Here is a 17913-nt window from a genome sequence, read left to right on the forward strand (position 1 = left end):
GGGGAACGCTCCCCGCCTGAAGAGGTTACTTTTTGCTAACGGCTTCCCACAAGCCGAGAAGATAGGTCACGCCTAGCGCACGGTCATACAGACCGTAGCCCGGACGACCGGTTTCGCCCCAGATAAAGCGGCCATGGTCCGGACGAATATAGCCATCGAAGCCGTTATCATGCAGCGACTCAATGACCTTTAACATATCCAGAGAACCGTATTGAGTAGGATGCGCGGATTCGTAGAAATCCTTGTCCTGGATGATTTTGATGTTTCTGACATGGGCAAAGTGAATACGCTTGCGGCGCGAAAACTCAGCCAGAATGCCATACACATCGTTAGCCGGGTCTTCAGCAATGGAACCGGTGCACAGCGTAATGCCGTTCGCTTCGGAGTCAACCGCATTACAGATCCAGTCCAGGTCATCACGGTTTTTAACCACCCGTGGCAGGCCGAAGATAGAATACGGGGGATCATCAGGATGGATAGCCATCTTCACGCCCACTTCTTCACAAACCGGGATCACCGCCTTCAGGAAGTAGGCCAGGTTTTCACGTAGTTTTGCGTCATCGACATCTTTGTACTGGGCAAAAAGCTCCTGCACTTTACCCAGCCGCTCTGGTTCCCAGCCCGGTAAAGCAAAGCCGTTGGAATTTTCCAGCACCTCTTTCACCACTTCTTCCAGACTCTTATCAATGCCTTTCTTCTCGAAGGCCATCGTCAGGGAACCGTCTGGCAGAACGTAGTTCATGTCGGTCTTCATCCAGTCAAAGACCGGCATGAAGTTATAACAAATCACCTTCACACCGGCTTTGGCCAGATGGCGAATGGTTTGCTGATAATTGGCGATATAGCGGTCACGGCTCGGCAGACCAATCTTGATGTCGTCGTGAATGTTCACGCTTTCGATGACTTCCATCGTCAGACCAGCAGCCTGAGCCTCACCCACCAGCGCGGTGATCTTCTCTTCAGGCCAGACTTCACCCACGGCAACATCGTAAAGTGCCCCAACCACGCCTTCCACGCCCGGTACCTGACGGAAATACTCCAGGGGGATTTTGTCCTGCTCCGGACCGAACCAACGCATCGTCATTTGCATGATTAATTCTCGCTATACTGTTTAGCTTGTATGGTAGCCTACCATTGCAGTATACCTGGAAAATGCACAATTGAGTTGATGGCGGTCACAGATTGGCCCTTGCCCTGCAAGATTTAACGCAGGCAGTTGAGTTGCGCAGCCTTCGCGCAGAGTAATGCCGCTGGTCGGCCTACAGGAGATATTCCCCTACACAGGCTTTCTGCGGGAGCTTGATGGTCAACTTAACGGAACGTCGGCCGCCTTCTGCCTTATAGACCCAGCTCGGACAAACCGGGATGATCGTCAGGACGGCGACCCAGCGGCCAATGATATTTCCGTTCTGACTCTGTGATCGGCAGATCGTTAATGCAGGCATAACGGCTGGTCATCAGCCCATCTTCGCCAAACTCCCAGTTTTCGTTGCCATAAGAGCGGAACCAGTTACCTGAGTCATCATGCCACTCATAAGCATAACGGACCGCAATCCGGTTATCCGTAAAGGCCCACAGCTCTTTGATCAGCCGGTAGTCCAACTCCTTCATCCATTTCCTGGTGAGAAACGCCTTACACTCTTGGCGATTATTGACGAACTCAGCGCGATTGCGCCATGAAGTGTCGAGGGAATAAGCCAGCGAGACTTTTTCGGCATCGCGACTGTTCCAGCCATCTTCAGCCAGTCGAACTTTTTCAATAGCCGAGTCGCGGGTGAATGGCGGAAGCGGAGGACGAGTGGGTGAAACAGCAGTCATGGTGAGGCCTCTTTATAATCGGATAAACAGTTTGCCTGTAACGGGCTTACTATTGATCTGTTCGACTAGAAAATACAGGCAAAAAAAAAGCGCCGGAGTGTCTCCAGCGCTCTGTTGTGTGGATTTTCGTTTATTTACTGGCAAGAAAGAGAGTTTTCTTATCGCCATTAAACGAAATTTCCGCCCCAACTTCTTTATTCAGCCTGCGAGCTTTGAAATAAACCGATTTCCAGTAAGGATTGTCCAGTGAGGAACGCATAACGCCATTACTGACCGAGGCATGCAGGAACTGATCCTGGGTATCATAGAAACCGACATGTAGCTCATTATGAATACGGAAAAACACCAAATCTCCGGTTTGCAGTTGATTTCTGGCTACCGGTTTACCCATCTCAATCAGTTCTTTGGTGGTGACGCGGTCCATTGGAATATTGAAGCGGTCTTTCAACGTTCGCCAGACGAAGCCAGAGCAGTCGACACCTTGCAGATCTGTGCCGCCCCAGTGGTAAGGCGTGCCCTGCCAGGAGTGCATCTGATCGTGCAATGCGGCGAGAACCGGGATCAAATCAGGTTGAGCACCCTGGCTGCTATCGACTGTCGTGTTATCTGCAACGTCCTTATGGCCAGAATCTGGTTTGGATGAACATCCTCCAATGACGATAAAAGCGAGGGTGAACAGATTCTTGAAAGTGAACAATTGCTTCATTAATACGGCCGCAGGAAGAGATAAAAGATAATAACTTATACCGTATATAATTAGCCGACTGAACAGCCAGCCTTAACAACCCCCTCTTCCTTACTTATCTTTACAAATAACCTGTGCAGGAAAATAACCTCAGGTGACTTTCAAGGGCGAAACAGGTGATTATTCCTCCCCCGAGAAACCCTCTTAATTCGCTTACTCTTTGCCTTAATGAGGCTGGCATATCCTATTTTGCCCGCAGTGGCGCTTCAGGCAGGAACCAGGATAAAACAAACGCCAGGATCATAACGCACATCGCCATTAAAAATGCGGCGTGAATAGCATCACCAAACGCCAGTAAATAGTCATGGTGAATGGCTGTCGGCAACTGCTGGATTGCGGCAGGATTCATGCTGCGTGGCAGGTCAGTCCCCGCCGGTATCAGGCGTTCAAGCCCGGATTTCAGTACCTGAGCAAACACCGTCCCAAACAGCGCTACGCCTATAGATCCGCCTACTGAGCGGAAGAGCGTCACGGATGATGTCGCCACGCCCAGCAGATGCGGCTCCACGGTGTTCTGTACCACGATCACCAGAACCTGCATCACCATGCCAAGCCCCATCCCCATCACGCAGGTGAACAGGTAAAGGTGCCAGGTTGGTGACTCCGTGGTGAGAGTGGTTAATAACCCCATGCCGATGCTGGCCAGTAGCGTTCCGGCAATGGGGAAGAAGCGGTATTTTCCGGTACGGCTGATAACCCGCCCGCTGATTATCGAAGTCAGCAACAGTCCCCCCATTAATGGCAGCAACTGCATCCCGGCTTCCGTTGGCGTAGCGGCTTTCACTATCTGTAAATACAGCGGCAAAAAGGTCACGCTACCAAACAAAGACATGCCGATAATGAACCCGATCAGGCTGGAGAGCAGGAAACTTCGCTCGCGGAACAGGCTTAACGGAATAATCGGCTCTGAGGCCAGACGCTCTTCATGGATAAACCCAATCACACCCACTATCCCAAACGCCAGGATGCACCACAACGCAGGATCTGACCACTCTTTAACCGAGCCGCCTTCACTGGTAAACAGCGTAATACCCACCAGCGCCATGCTCAGATAAAAGGCCCCCAGAAAATCGATTTCATGCTGTTTACGTTTTCCGCCCGGCTTGAGCACCAGACCAATAATCACCAGTGCCAGCAAACCCAGCGGCAGGTTGATGTAGAAGATCCAGCGCCACGACATATGCTGAACGATAAAGCCGCCGGTCAACGGCCCGATGACGGTAGCCAGACCGAATACGCCACCGAATAACCCCTGATAACGGCCACGGGTAGCGGGAGGAACGACATCGGCAACGGCAGCCATACTGACCACCATCAATCCCCCGCCGCCAAGTCCCTGAAGCGCACGCGTCAGCACCAGCTGATCCATATTTTGTGCGAGCCCGCACAAAGCAGAGCCCAGCAGGAATAAGACGATGGAGATCTGCAAAACAGGTTTACGGCCATAAAGATCGCCGAACTTGCCGTACAACGGTACCGCCACCGTTGAGGCCAGCGTATAGGCAACGACCACCCAGGTGAGCTTATCCAGCCCACCCAACTCGCCGACAATGGTCGGTAAGGCAGTTGAAACGATGGTCTGGTCGAGTGCGGCCAGCAGCATAACCAGCAACAAAGCGCTGAACAGCAGGCGCAAAGAGGGTTCTTTACTCTGCACTTCAGGCTGAGGTAATGAGGTGGATTCTGAGTCCATGACGATGCTCGCTTGTAATTAATTAAATGCACAATTAATATTGTGCGCAAAGCTTAACATGAACGCAACCGGCAGGTACAAAATGACCGCACTGAAAGCAAATTCTGGCGCTAAGCCACTGAAAACGGGGCCACGTAAACCGGGACGTCCTCGCGGCGGCGCGATCAACGCCGAGCAGCGCGAGCATTTACTGGACATTGCCCTGCACCTATTTGCTCAACAAGGCATCGCTGAAACCTCGTTGAACGCCATCGCGCGTAAAGCCGAAGTGACGCCAGCCATGATGAATTACTATTTCCGTTCCAGAGAAGCGCTGCTGGATATCATCATTGAAGAGCGATTTCTGCCGTTGCGCAGCCGCATTTATCAGGTTTTTGTCACCCATGCCGACTCCCCACTCCTTGCTATAGAGCACATGGTCAGGGAATTGGCTGCCACAGCCCAGCGGGATAGTTGGTTTGCGCCACTCTGGATGCAGGAAGCAGTCAGCGAGAGTTCTCCCCTCCGGGTGCGGATCCAGGAAAAATTTGGCAAAGAAGCGCGGGAAAAAATTCTGATGATTATGGAAGGCTGGAAACAACAAGGGAAAATCAACTCGCAGATTAATACGGTGCTGTTAATGAGCTCCATGCAAAGCCTGGTGCTGGTACCTTTGGTGCAACTGCGGGTGGGAAATGATGACATTACCCGTGAAGCCATTGTCCAGCACGCACTCGCCCTGCTGTGCAAAGGAATTTCAGCGGACTAAAATCAGTGGGGATTTGTCTGATAATCTCAAGCTAAGAGTCTTTCCACTTCCCACTTTTTCATACCAGCCAGTTAATAGAAGAGATTATTCAACACTGACGAGGTTAATTAGACCTCATTATAGTCGGATTTACACTATGAACTATCCTGCTATATGCCTGCACTTTTCCATCTTATACAAAAAATCTGTATAAGTTAGATCGAAACCTGTACAGAAATAGTGTCTTTGTCGACATAAATATCTTAACGACTTTATTTTACATCAACTCCCCCCCTTTCTCTTACATGAACCCACCTCAGCATCCAATCAAAAAAACAGAACCTTATCAAGACATTAGTTAAATTTTGTTTTTTTACAATCACTTGGCTTGCGTAACATCAGGTATTGACTAAGGTTAATTCAAAATGTTAATGAATTAAAAGCACTTTTCCTTTTTAAGTAGCCGTCGCCCTTTTTATCATTTTTTGAATAAATTTGTCTGATGTTCCCCTGGACTGTTGATGGCCCTGCTGACTATCAATGGGGATAAGAGTCCCTATTTATTTTTCCATCACGTCTTTACCCGATTAACCCTCTCTACAGGAGAATTAACGCCTAAGCAGTTCTGTCTCTTTGCCGTCAACGCGTTGTCGGCACAGGTAAACCCTAAGCTCATCTCTATGGAGTGCAAAATGTCACGAATGCCTTTTTGCAAAACCTTGCTTGCTTCGATGCTTTCCGTTGCCTGCTGTTCATTCAGTGCACAGGCGGCACCGGACAGTAATACAGCCACTACCGCCCCGGAACAAAACAAGGGCAAACCCAATATCGTGGTTATTTTTGGCGATGATATTGGCTACTGGAACCTCAGTACCTACAACCAGGGAATGATGGGGTATAAAACCCCCAATATCGACAGTATCGCGGCTGAAGGCGCGAAGTTCACTTCCTACTATGCCGAACAGAGCTCCACCGCTGGCCGCTCGTCCTTTATCACCGGTCAAATGCCCTTCCGTACCGGGATGAGTAAAGTGGGTATGCCTGGCGCACCGCAGGGTCTGAAAAAAGAAGACCCGACCATCGCTTCCGTACTGAAGCAAATAGGGTATGCCACCGGCCAGTTTGGTAAAAACCACCTGGGCGATCGTGATGAGTTTCTGCCAACCGCACACGGCTTTGACGAGTTTATGGGCAACCTCTACCACCTGAATGCGGAAGAAGAGCCGGAAAACCCTGACTATCCGAAAGATCCTGAATACCGCAAACAGTTCGGTCCACGTGGTGTGATCAAATCAACGGCTGACGGCAAAATCGAAGATACCGGCCCGCTTACGACGAAGCGAATGGAAACCATCGATGAAGAGACGCTGGCGGCTAACAATGACTTCATGGAACGTCAGGTTAAAGCCGACAAGCCTTTCTTCACCTGGTTTAATACCACGCGTATGCACAACAAAACCCACATCAAGCCCGGAGACAAAGGCGTGACTGGATTGGGTGACTATGCCGACGGTATGGTTGAACACGACAAAATGATCGGTGAAGTGCTGAAGAAAATTAAAGACCTCGGCATTGAAGATAACACCATCGTGATTTACACCACGGATAACGGCCCGATGATCGCAACCTGGCCTGATTCCGGGATGACGCCATTCCGTGGTGAGAAAAACACCGGCTGGGAAGGCGGCTTCCGCGTACCGGCGATGATCAAATGGCCGGGCCACATCAAGCCGGGCACGCTGATCAACGATATGTTCGCCAGTAATGACTGGTTCCCAACGCTGGTTGCCGCTGCTGGCGTACCGGATATTAAGCAACAGTTGTTGAAAGGCTATAAAACCACCGCGATGACCTACAAAGTCCATCTGGATGGCTACAACCAGCTCGACTTCCTGCAGGGCAAAGCCCCGGATCAACGTAAAGAGTTCTTCTACTGGAGTGATGACGGCGATTTACTGGCGATGCGTTACGGTCGCTGGAAATTGCACTTCATGATCCAGGAACATACCGGTCTGGATCTGTGGAAATATCCATTTGTTAAATTGCGGACTCCGCTGCTGTTCGACCTGGAAATCGATCCACTTGAACGTGGCGATACCGGTATGGATTACAACCACTGGTTCTATGACCGTCTGTTCCTGCTTGGCGGCGCGCAGAAATACACCAAAGAGATGCTGGACAGCTTCAAAGAGTTCCCTCCACGGCAAAAACCTGGATCCTTCACCGTGTCTGATGTTCAGGCACTGATTGATGAAGGTAATCCGGCAAGTAACTGATTCGACGACCTAACAGCCGGGTGGGCAACCACCCGGATTCCGGAGGCTGACGTGAAATACAGTACCACTCTTCCAGTAAAGGCACTGCCCTCGGCAGAAAAGTACAACGGCAAGGGCCCTGAATATAAGCGCCGTTTTCATGTAATGGCCAAACCTACCGGTTCCCGTTGCAATATCGACTGTAATTACTGTTTCTACCTGCACAAAGAGCAGTTGCTGCAACAGGACCATAGCGGGATGAGCGATGAAGTGCTGGAAGCCTTTATTCGTGATTACATCGACAGTCAGGATGGCGATCAGGTGGTCTTTTCCTGGCAAGGCGGCGAGCCTACGCTGATGGGACTGGACTATTTTGAGAAAATTGTGGTGCTGCAAAAGCGCTATCAGAAACCGGGACAGCGGATTGAAAACGATCTGCAAACCAACGGTATTTTGCTGAATGATAAGTGGGCCAAATTTCTTAAGCAGCACCATTTCCTGGTGGGCTTGTCGATTGATGGGCCCGCTGAGCTTCACGATCGTTATCGCGTGACTCGCAGCGGGAAACCGACCTTTGAAATGGTGATGAAAGGCGTTGAGGCGCTCAGGCGTCATCAGGTGCCGTTTAATGCGCTGGTCACCGTCAATCGTACCAATGCGCAGTTTCCACTGGAAGTCTATCGCTTCCTGACGCGTGAGTTAGGCGCGACCTATATCCAGTTCAACCCTTGCGTAGAGCCGGTTGACTTTAAAAGTACCGCGCCTCAATTCTGGCGTGATGAATCTATTCCGATCACCGGAACACGCCGCGCAAAACCCGGCGACCTCGACTCTATAGTCACGGACTGGTCAGTTGATCCAGATGACTGGGGAAGTTTCCTGATCGCCGTCTTTGAAGAGTGGGTGAACAACGACCTGGGTCGCGTGCAGGTAAATCTGTTCGAAACCGCCGTGGCGCAAACCATGGGCATGCCCGCGCAGATTTGCGTAACGTCCGAGTTTTGCGGCAAAGGGTTAGCCATTGAGAAGAATGGCGATATTTACTCCTGCGATCATTATGTCTATCCCGAATATCAGTTAGGCAATATTAAGCAAACCAAACTGGCACATCTGGCCTTTTCAGAACGGCAAAAAGCCTTTGGCTATGGGAAACGCGAAACCTTACCGCAAGCCTGTAAAAGTTGCCCCTATCTGAAACTCTGTTACGGCGAATGCCCGAAAAATCGCCTCGTTCGTAGTGAAGACGGTGAGTTGGGCCTTAATTATCTCTGTCCTGGCATCAAAGCCTTTTTCAATTATTCGCAACCGATGCTGGTTGGTCTCGCCACCCTTCTGCAACGTAAACCCGTGGAGCAGCTATGACGAACAGGGATAAGATTCTGGCACTGGAAACGGAGATGAATGGTCAGGTTCTTGGGCAGGAAGAACTGGTCAAAATGTTGATTGTGGCACTGCTCTGCGACGGACATGTGCTGCTCGAAGGCTTGCCAGGGCTGGCAAAGACGCGTGCGGTTCGCGAGCTGGCTAAGCACCTTGAGGGCGATTTCTGCCGTATCCAGTTCACCCCGGATCTGTTGCCCTCGGACATTACTGGCAGCGAGATTTATCAGCAAAATGCCACGCGGGAAGAAGATCAGTTCCGCTTTCGTCCTGGTCCGGTGTTCGGCAACATCATTCTGGCAGACGAAATTAACCGTGCCTCAGCCCGCGTACAGTCGGCTTTGCTGGAAGCAATGGAAGAACGGCACGTGACCGTAGCCGGAAAAACCTGGCCTCTCCCCGGGGTTTTTATGGTGCTGGCGACCCAAAACCCCATCGATCAGGAAGGAACCTGGCCGTTACCCGAAGCGCAGCTGGATCGCTTTCTGATGAAAATCCTCGTCACCTATCCCTCGCAGGAAAACGAACAAAAAGTCATGCAGCTGGTGCGTGCGGAACAACAAGCGAAATATCAGGATGCTCAACCAGCAACAGACTCTGTCGGGCAGGCCATCACTCAGTTAACTCAGCTTGATATTGCTAACTGCTGGCGGGAGATCTCCAGCATCTATGTTGCGCCTGCGGTTGAAAGCTACATCATTAACCTGGTTGAAATGACTCGCCAGCCAGCTTCGATCAGTGAAACCTTCGCCAGCTATATCACCCTTGGCGTCAGCCCGCGAGGCACGCTCGCCCTTGACCGATGCGGACGTGCGCTGGCCTGGCTGGAAGGCCGTGATGCGGTGTTACCCGAAGACATTAAACGTATTGCTCCGGCGGTGTTACGTCATCGCCTGCTGCTGAGCTATCAGGCCAACGCCGATAACTGTACGGCAGATCAGGCCATTCAACTGCTGCTAGATGCCGTGGTGGCCTGATGAAAAGCCCTTTGGTGGTTGACCGTGCCGCACTGATGGCGCTGGCTGGCGATGCCCGGAGGCTGAACAACCCGCCAGGTCAGCTGCCGCCCGGAGCAATGGCTGGCGAGCGAGCGTCTAAACAACAAGGGCGTGGGCTGAATTTTGACAGCCTGCGCCGCTATCAACCCGGTGATGATGTCAGACTGATTGACTGGCAAGCCACAGCCAGGCTGCGTTCACCCTGGATACGCCTGTATAACGAAGAGCGTGAGCGCCCGATTTTTCTGCTGGTAGACCAGCGGCTGGATATGTATTTCGCCACGCGCGGTCAGAGTAAATCGGCGGTTGCAGCCACGGTTGCCGGGTTGCTGGCCTGGCGCAGTTGGCATGATGGCGATCGCCTTGGCTGTCTGGTCTTTAACGATCAAACCTGTGCACTGACGCCTTGCCGCTCGCCGAAAACCAGCCTTTCTCAGCTGCTGTCCGATCTTGAACACTATAACCAACAGTTACCCGGGCAGTACCAGCAGGACGTTCCGCCGAAAATGACGCTAACCGAAAGTTTACAAAGGATCGCTGCCAGCGTGCCAACGGGCAGCTGGCTGGCCATAATCAGTGATTTCCATGACCTTGATGCCCGCAGTGAAGCCCTGCTGGCTGGTCTGCGAAAACGCTGTGAAATCAGCGCCTTTGTCACCCTGGACGACCTGCATCTGCGTTTACCTGCGCAGGGTCAACTCGCCGCCTGGTATCAGGACCAGCAAACCACCCTTTCTCTTTCGCCTGAACTGCGCAACCGTATTCAGGACAGCGTGACGGCCAGGCTGGCCAGTCAGGAGAACCGGCTGACGCGTCTGGGCATTAAGGTCAACCAGATCGTGGTTGGCGAGGATTTGCTGGCACAATTACAAAAGGGGCTTTAAATGCTGGCTAAAGGATTTTCCGTGCCTGAATTACACCCTCCCGCGCTGCCGGCGGAGATCTCCTGGCTGCCTTTGCCGCCGGGTTGGTATGTGCTGGGCGCTCTGATAATCGCGGCTTTACTGGTGTTCCTCGGCAGCCGACTGCTGCGCTGGCGGCGCAATGCCTGGCGACGTGAAGCAAGGCGCTGCATTCAACAACAGCAAAATGCCGACGGCTGGCTGGAAGTGATCAAACGTATTTTGCTGGTACACCATCCTCGCGATGAAATTTCGGATCTGGACAGACCCGAAAGCCTGCTCGCCAGTCTGCCGCTGGATGAACCGGCACGACAAGCGCTGATCGACCGCTATTGCCAACGGGAAAACCAGCTTGAACCTCAGCAAAACGCCCGGCTGCAACAGCAACTCTCCCGCTGGCTGGAGACGCTGCCTGATGTCTGAGTTACTGGCGAAAGTTGATTTTGCCTGGCCGCTGGCAGGGATCTTACTGCTGCTGCCGCTGGCTACGCGCTTTCTGCCGACGAGAGAACGTCAGCAGGAAGAAAAAGTCCGCGTCCCCTTTTTGCCAGAGCTGGCGGAAGAACTGAAGTTGCACACCCCGCCCCCTAAAATTCGCTGGCCTGACCGGCTGATATTCTGGCTGGTCTGGACGCTGCTGGTGTGCGCGCTGGCCCGACCCGAATACCTGATGCCGCCGCAGCAAATAATTAAACCGATGCGCAATATTGTGCTGATCCTTGATGTATCGGGTTCGATGGAAAAGAACGATGCGCAGGATGGCATGACCCGACTGCAGGCCGTGCAACGCTCTGTCAGGGCTTTTGTCACTCAGCGCAAGACTGATCGGATCGGGCTGGTCATCTTTGCCAGCAGTGCCTGGCCATTTGCCCCGTTAAGTGAGGATAAGAACGCCTTACTGGCGCGGATAAACCAGCTGGCACCCGGGATGATTGGCCAGCAAACGGCCATAGGCGATGCGCTGGGTGTGGCGGTAAAGCTACTGGACAGCAGCCTCGATCAGGATGCCAGCAAGCTGGCGATCCTGCTGACCGATGGCAATGATACCGCTTCCCAACTCTCTCCCGCACTGGCTGCACAGCTGGCGGCAACGCACCATGTTCAGGTGCATACCATTGCGTTCGGCGACATTCAAAGTAGCGGCGATGACAAAGTTGATACGGCATTACTGCAACAGATTGCTCAGCTGACTGGCGGTGAAGCCCTGCAGGCAGCCACATCAGGCAATGCGCTGGATAAAGTCTGGCAACAAATTGATGCCATGACGCCGTCACAGGTGAAAACCACCGGGGTTTCATGGCACCTACCGCTGTTCCACTGGCCACTCCTGCTGGCAATGGTTCTGCTGCTGGTCTTCACCCTGGTAAGGGTTCTCCGGGAGCGAAGAGCATGAGTGACTTTCATTTCCTTTATCCCTGGCGTCTGCTGGCTCTGCTGCTTTGTCCGCTGGTGTATTTCCTCGCCAGAGGATCACGCAGCGCCTGGCATCGCATCATGACGAAACCCTTTGCTGAGGCGTTAATTCGTGGTCAGCGTCGTTCTCTTTTCCAGGTTCTCCCGTGGCTGTTCGCGGCTGGTTGTATTGCTCTGGCCGGACCAAGCTGGCAGAAAGAGTTGCCTGCTGGCATGGCTGCGCAAACCCAGGTGATGATTATCCTGCAACAGGATCTGAGCATGTTGGCGCAGGATTTACCGCCTTCCCGTCATCAACGTATGCAGCCAAAAATCGAAGCCTTGCTGAGCCGCCTTCCCGGGAGCCATATTGGATTGGTGGTGTATAACGCGCAGGCATTTCTGACCACGCCAATGACTAACGATAGCGAGTTTTTCCGGCTGTTTCTGCAAGCGCAACAGCCCACACAACTGCCCGAAGGGACAGGTTCAGGATTACAGGCCGCAGTAGCACTGGCGATAAAAAACCTGCCGCAGTCCGGTAAGGTGCCGTACAGCCTGCTGTTGGTTGCCGATAACCTCACCGTTGAGGATGCACGCTGGCTGGCTGAGCAAAAGCTGCCGTTGCAGGTTTGGGTGCCGGGCACCGCAAAGGGGGGCGCAATGCCTGAAAAGCTGGCGACACGAGGCATCGACACCCGACTGAATGTGCCGCGTTTTGAACAGCTGCGTAACAACGGCGTCCCGGTTACCCTCGCGACGGCTGACGACGATGATCTGCCTGCGATCCTGCAAAATATTCAGCAGTCAGTCGTGGCCCAACAAAATGCCCGCCATGACCTGCACTGGAAAAACAGCGGTTACTTGCTGGTTATCCCGATGCTGTTACTGCTGCTGGTCTGGCGGCAGCAGATGATTTTGCTGTTGCTCCTGTTCATTCCTTTGGTGACATTCACCCCGCCCGCTTCCGCCGCCTGGTCTGATGCATTTATCAGCCCGGATAAACAGGGACAAAGAGCGTTCGACCGGGGCGATTATGCTGAAGCAGCCAGCCACTTCACCGATCCTCTGTGGCGTGGCATTGCTCTGTATAACGCCGGCGACTTTGCTGCTGCCACCACGGCCTTTCTTCAGGCACCGACTACACCAGACAGCCTGCTGTGGATCGGTAACAGTTACGCGCAGCAAAAACAGTGGCAGCAGGCGCTTACCAGCTATGATCAGGCACTGAGTCTGCGGCCTGACTGGCCGATGGCTGGCGAGAATCGGGGGAAAATTGCAGAAATTATCATGCAACTGCGGCAAAAAGAACGCGACCGTCAGGATTCTCAGCGTAAAGAGCAGGATGAAACTCCGGACGAAATCAAAGAGGATCTCACAAAGGATCAAGGCGTTAAGCAGCAGGATATGCAGGCTAAGGCGGGCACTTCCCCGCAGGTTAACCAGTGGTATGAAAATCTGAGCCTTTCCCCCAGCGGCCTACTGGAAAACCTCTATAACTCAGCGCCAGCGGAGGCGAAATGAAACCGTTTCTGCTGATGTTTTTGCTGTTCTCCGGGATCGGCCACGCGGCCATGACCCTGACCCGCGAACTTGAAGCGCCGGAGCATCTTGTCCCCGGCCAGGCCGTTCGTGTGGCGGTCACCTTCTGGACAGACAGCTGGTTTAATCCCCCGCCAGGCTGGCCGGAGATGACGGTGGAAAATGGCACTATGTTGAACTCCGCGCTTCCTAATCAACTGGTTACGCGGCATGAAGGCGAAATCAGCTGGAGCGGCATCAGAATGGAACGGCAAGTGATGGCCTGGGACGACGGCATGCTGCGGCTACCGGCGATGGCGATCACGCTCAGTTCTGCGGGGCAACCGCCCCAAACGGTGAGGCTGCCGGCGATTGAGAAAAAGGTCAGCTGGCCCGCCGATGTGCAGCAACCAGACCGTTTTCTGCCTGCCAGCGCACTGAGTCTGCAACAAAAATGGCAACTGTTCCGCGCTGAAGGAGAGTCAACACTCCACGTTGGTGACGTTATTGAGCGGCAGGTTACCGTTCAGGCTCATGACGTGATCCCGGCGCAGATCCCGCAAATCCTCTTCTCAATTCCCGGCTCCGGGACGCAGCGTCTGACGCCGGTTAACACTGTGCTGACCAGCGGACGCAGTGAGGTGATCGGCGCCCAGCGCGTGGAGCGGTTACGCTACCTGCCAGCTCAGCCAGGCAAGCTCACCCTGCCGGAGATCAAGCTCCGCTGGTGGGATACCAAAAATCAACAATGGCAGCTCGCCACGTTGCCAGCGGAAACTTACACCGTTGCGCCGGCCAGAGCGGCAGGCAGCGAAAGCGCGCTGCGGGCTAAAGGCCCCAGTTCGCTTTGGCACATTGCCCTGTTTGCCGTCGCAGTGCTGGTGCTGGCGATGATCGGCTGGTTCATGCGCCACTCATTAAGACTGGCCTTACGTTTCGTTATTCACCGCTGGTTGCAGATCTGGCGCATTGTGCCGCTGCCTGAACTGGCACCTCTGAAAAGGAAAAAAACATGAAAATGAAAATGTGTGCTCTGGCATTGTTCTTTAGCGCGGGTCTCTGCCAGGCCGCCGATAGTTCGCCGCTGTCTGCCTGGAATCAGACAGCCGCTAAAACAGCTATCGAACAGTGGGTTGAACATGCCACCACGCCAGGTGATAAAGCTTTTATCCCTGAGAATCAGCGCTATGTCGTTTTTGATAATGACGGGACGTTGTGGCCAGAAGCCCCGTTAACTTTCCAGCTGCAATTTGCACTTGATGAGCTTAAGCGTCTTGCGCCTTCCCACCCTGAATGGAAAAACGATCCGCTGATCGCCGCCGCGCTGAATAATGACACCAAAACGCTGGCCGCTGCTGGCAGCAAAGGACTGTTTAAGCTGATTGCCCTGACACACAGCGAGATGACCCCGGAAGAATTCACGAAACGCGTTACCGACTGGGTCAGCACCCATCAACACTCACGCTTTGGTTGCCGGTATGACCAGCTCGGCTATCAACCGATGCGCCAGTTACTGGATTATCTGCGGCAGAACGGTTTCAAGACCTGGATTATTTCGGGTGGCGGCATCGATTTCATGCGTGTTTTGGCGGAAAAAATGTACGGCATTCCCCCTGAACAGGTGGTGGGTTCCTTCTCACTGTCGGAGTTTTCGCTGACTGATAGCGGTACCCAACTGCGGAAAACCATGAACAGCGCCTATTACGACGATGCGGCAGCTAAACCGGTCGCCATCCACCTCTTTATGGGCCACCGGCCTGTTGCTGCCTTCGGCAACAGTGATGGCGATGTGCCAATGCTGCAATACACCTCCGCGAATCCTGCGGCTAAAACGTTTGGTTTACTGGTGCACCATACTGACAGCCAGCGCGAATATGCTTACGATGCTCACCCACCGGCAAGTGGCAAGTTAGTGAACGGACTGACGTTGGCAGGGAAATATGGCTGGACGGTTGTTGATATGAAAAATGACTGGAAAACGGTATTTGACCCAAGCCAGTGCCCGGTATCAGCTACACCCGAGTAACCCGAAACAGGAGGACATTTATGAATTACCCAAAAGCGATTCTGACCCTATCGTTACTGCTGGTGAGTGCCTCTTCTCTGGCGGCACCTTATGACAGCCTGTCATTTGCCTTGAGACAGCAGCAGATCATTAATGATTTACGGAGTCATTGTCAGATTGACAAGAGCGTAACGGATGAGAAAATCAAAACAACGTTCCTGCATGATAAATCAACTGAGTCACAGATCCTGGCTGCAGCTGCAGGGTTAAGGAATAACAACAAACAAGCCTACAGCGAAGCAATGGAAGACATTCAGTGTCCCGATATTGAGTAAAAAAAGTCTGAACAAAGTAGCCCGCCAGGCAGAATAGCCTCTGGCAGGGATGTATTTAACAGGATGTGCCAGAGGTTTGCCGATGATCAAGCCAGCTATGTTGTGTCTGCTTTATGGGATGTTGCTGTCATTCCCCTTCCTTACTCACAGCGCCGAACCGCGTCAGTCGCCTTCTCCCCAGGAAAAGGCTCGCACACTGATCTTACTTAACCAACCGGTGGTCATGCTGCAGGCAAAGTTCGGCCTCACGACACCTGAAGAGCGAGTTCAGCGAATTGTCAGTACCCTGCGCGGCCTGAGTGAGGACGACTTACGCCATCCGCTGGTGACCACCAATATCACCCGCTATCAACGTCAGGCGGTATTATTTAGCGTAAATAACAAGCCGTTTATGCTGCTAGCCGATACCGATCTGGATGAAGGTGATGACCTGACGTTGCCGCAAGCGGCGGCGAAAGTGGCACAGCGGTTGCAGACTATTCAACAAGCCTTGATCGAACAATATTCGTCGAAGTACCTGCTGTTATCACTGACCAAGACCGTTGCAGGTTTGGTGGCCGTTATCGCTTTATGTGTTGCTGCCCTGTATTCAATCAGACCGGTTAAACGCTTCTTCACTGAACGTCAGCAAAATAATAAAAGTCTTTTCCCTCCCTCGCTGCGGGGTTTTATGGGGGCTTTCGAGGTGCGGCTTTACTTGTTGCTTGTCACCTTATTCTGCCTGATCGCCTTCTATCTCTGGATCAGTTGGGTACTGAGGCTGTTCCCCTATACGCGGATTTGGGGGATGGAACTGGGCAGTTACAGCGTGGGGATGATCCAGAATGCCGGTGTGGTATTCCTGTCGGCGCTGCCCGGGCTGTTTATCGTCTGCGCCATCTTTCTCCTGACCGGGCTGATTCAGCGCTTACTCAAACTGGTGTTGCACCGGGTTGAAACCGGCACCTTACAACTGCCCGGGCTGCACCCCGACACCGTTGGCGTCACCCGCAAATTAATCAGCGTGATGATCTGGCTGTTCGCCTTATCGATGGCTTATCCCTTCCTGCCGGGCGCCAATTCTCTGGCCTTCAAAGGGATCAGCGTCTTCTTTGGTTTGATGCTGACCTTGGGGTCCGCTGGCGTGATGAACCATGCGATGAGCGGGCTGGTGTTAACCTATTCACGCGCGCTGCGTCGGGGTGACATTATCCGCCTGGCCGACCATGAAGGGATGGTCAGTGAAGTAGGCATTCTCGCCACCAAGATTATGACCAGAGAAAATTATGAAGTGACGGTGCCGAATGCGGTGGTGGTGAGCGGCAAGATTGTCAATCTGAGCACGAACGCCAAAACCGGCGGTGTGAACATGACGACCAGTGTGACTATTGGCTATGACACGCCGTGGCGACAAGTGCATGCAATGCTGGAACTTGCCGCCAGCCGGACGGCTGGTATTGACGGCACCCAACCCCCGATAGTTCGCCAGCTGGCCTTGATGGACTGGTATATCTCTTATGAATTGCAGGTCAGATTACTGAAAGACCAGTCGCTGTCGGCGGTCAGGAGTGAACTGAACGGTCATATTCAGGATGTGTTCAGTGAGTTTGCTGTGCAGATAATGTCGCCTAACTTTGTTAATCAGCCTGATGCGCCAGTGCTGGTTAATAAGGCCGACTGGTACAGTGCACCCGCCAAAAAATAACTCTGTAATGCCCCCCGGAGCCAGTTAAAACGCCGGGGTTCAGCCATTACCCTTCTGGAAGAATCAGCCGCCAATGAGTGAGATCATCAAGTAGTGCAGGCTTCAGACTAAAAGCACCAGCGATTACGGCCTTGTTCCTTGGCACGGTACAACGCCGCATCCGCCTCAGCCAGGATTTCCAGCGCAGGTTTGCTGCCATCTGAAGAAGCAATGCCCATACTAACCGTGACAGTGTCACTAATGTCGGATTGTGCATGTGCAAGGTTGGCCGCTTTTAACTGTGTTTGAATGCGTTCCGCTACCCGCTCAGCCCCGCCCAGTTCTGAGCCAAACAGCATCACGACAAACTCTTCACCACCATAACGGGCCACCAGATCTTCTGGCGTTCGTACTGCGGTCTTAAGCACCGCAGCCACTTCTGCCAGGCAGACATCGCCAGCCTGATGACCATACTGGTC

Annotated in this window: 17 protein-coding genes; 12 read left to right on the plus strand and 5 right to left on the minus strand. The window is 53.0% G+C overall.

The genetic code is table 11. The annotated features are described in order from the left end of the window. Positions 1–25: 25 nt before the first annotated feature. The 4 genes from uxuA to WCC56_RS12495 all read right to left on the minus strand — a co-directional run bounded on the left by uxuA (position 26) and on the right by WCC56_RS12495 (position 4256). Positions 26–1090 (minus strand): mannonate dehydratase, encoded by a 1065-nt coding sequence (gene uxuA, locus WCC56_RS12480; RefSeq protein WP_424692671.1) that lies wholly within the window; start codon positions 1088–1090, stop codon positions 26–28. Between the two features lie 248 nt (positions 1091–1338). Next, positions 1339–1818, minus strand: coding sequence for a DUF1348 family protein (locus WCC56_RS12485; protein WP_424692672.1), 480 nt, complete (start codon positions 1816–1818; stop codon positions 1339–1341). A 130-nt stretch (positions 1819–1948) separates the two neighbouring features. Next, complete coding sequence (locus WCC56_RS12490; RefSeq protein WP_424692673.1) at positions 1949–2524, minus strand: C40 family peptidase; 576 nt, start codon at positions 2522–2524, stop codon at positions 1949–1951. Between the two features lie 223 nt (positions 2525–2747). Beyond that, entirely contained in the window at positions 2748–4256 is a 1509-nt protein-coding gene (locus WCC56_RS12495; RefSeq protein WP_424692674.1) for an MDR family MFS transporter, read from the minus strand. A gap of 82 nt (positions 4257–4338) precedes the next feature. On the opposite strand from WCC56_RS12495, the gene WCC56_RS12500 reads away from it, so the two are divergent. From WCC56_RS12500 to WCC56_RS12555, 12 genes are all read left to right on the plus strand, one after another. Beyond that, on the plus strand, positions 4339–5004 hold the full coding sequence (locus WCC56_RS12500) for a TetR/AcrR family transcriptional regulator (protein WP_424692675.1): 666 nt from the start codon (positions 4339–4341) through the stop codon (positions 5002–5004). 671 nt (positions 5005–5675) lie between these two features. Then, on the plus strand, positions 5676–7259 hold the full coding sequence (locus WCC56_RS12505) for an arylsulfatase (protein ID WP_424692676.1): 1584 nt from the start codon (positions 5676–5678) through the stop codon (positions 7257–7259). 51 nt (positions 7260–7310) lie between these two features. After that, positions 7311–8600 (plus strand): anaerobic sulfatase maturase, encoded by a 1290-nt coding sequence (locus WCC56_RS12510; protein ID WP_424692677.1) that lies wholly within the window; start codon positions 7311–7313, stop codon positions 8598–8600. Next, positions 8597–9595 (plus strand): AAA family ATPase, encoded by a 999-nt coding sequence (locus WCC56_RS12515; RefSeq protein WP_424692678.1) that lies wholly within the window; start codon positions 8597–8599, stop codon positions 9593–9595. Before WCC56_RS12510 ends, WCC56_RS12515 begins: the two co-directional genes overlap by 4 nt. Beyond that, a complete protein-coding gene (locus tag WCC56_RS12520; protein ID WP_424692679.1) occupies positions 9595–10500 on the plus strand; it encodes a DUF58 domain-containing protein in 906 nt (301 codons plus the stop codon). Before WCC56_RS12515 ends, WCC56_RS12520 begins: the two co-directional genes overlap by 1 nt. Then, positions 10501–10941 carry a DUF4381 domain-containing protein gene (locus tag WCC56_RS12525; protein WP_424692680.1) on the plus strand — a complete coding sequence of 147 codons (441 nt, stop codon included), beginning with the start codon at positions 10501–10503 and terminating at the stop codon, positions 10939–10941. Beyond that, the gene (locus WCC56_RS12530) at positions 10934–11911 is read left to right on the plus strand and encodes a VWA domain-containing protein (RefSeq protein WP_424692681.1); all 978 of its coding nucleotides are present in this window, start codon (positions 10934–10936) and stop codon (positions 11909–11911) included. Before WCC56_RS12525 ends, WCC56_RS12530 begins: the two co-directional genes overlap by 8 nt. Continuing rightward, a complete protein-coding gene (locus WCC56_RS12535; protein WP_424692682.1) occupies positions 11908–13434 on the plus strand; it encodes a vWA domain-containing protein in 1527 nt (508 codons plus the stop codon). The genes WCC56_RS12530 and WCC56_RS12535 overlap by 4 nt, the downstream gene beginning before the upstream one ends. Continuing rightward, the gene (locus tag WCC56_RS12540; RefSeq protein WP_424692683.1) at positions 13431–14447 is read left to right on the plus strand and encodes an oxygen tolerance domain protein; all 1017 of its coding nucleotides are present in this window, start codon (positions 13431–13433) and stop codon (positions 14445–14447) included. The genes WCC56_RS12535 and WCC56_RS12540 overlap by 4 nt, the downstream gene beginning before the upstream one ends. Positions 14448–14455: 8 nt before the next feature. After that, a complete protein-coding gene (locus WCC56_RS12545; protein WP_424692689.1) occupies positions 14456–15457 on the plus strand; it encodes an HAD family hydrolase in 1002 nt (333 codons plus the stop codon). A gap of 20 nt (positions 15458–15477) precedes the next feature. Next, the gene (locus tag WCC56_RS12550; RefSeq protein ID WP_424692684.1) at positions 15478–15771 is read left to right on the plus strand and encodes a YicS family protein; all 294 of its coding nucleotides are present in this window, start codon (positions 15478–15480) and stop codon (positions 15769–15771) included. 82 nt (positions 15772–15853) lie between these two features. Then, positions 15854–17455, plus strand: a complete 1602-nt coding sequence (locus WCC56_RS12555; RefSeq protein WP_424692685.1) for a mechanosensitive ion channel family protein — start codon at positions 15854–15856, stop codon at positions 17453–17455. Between the two features lie 107 nt (positions 17456–17562). Here the strand turns inward: WCC56_RS12555 and WCC56_RS12560 are convergent. Further along, the coding region (locus WCC56_RS12560; protein ID WP_424692686.1) for a diguanylate cyclase at positions 17563–17913 on the minus strand (351 nt) is incomplete at its 5' end.

Source organism: Erwinia sp., from assembly GCF_049696395.1.
Lineage (GTDB): Bacteria > Pseudomonadota > Gammaproteobacteria > Enterobacterales > Enterobacteriaceae > Erwinia.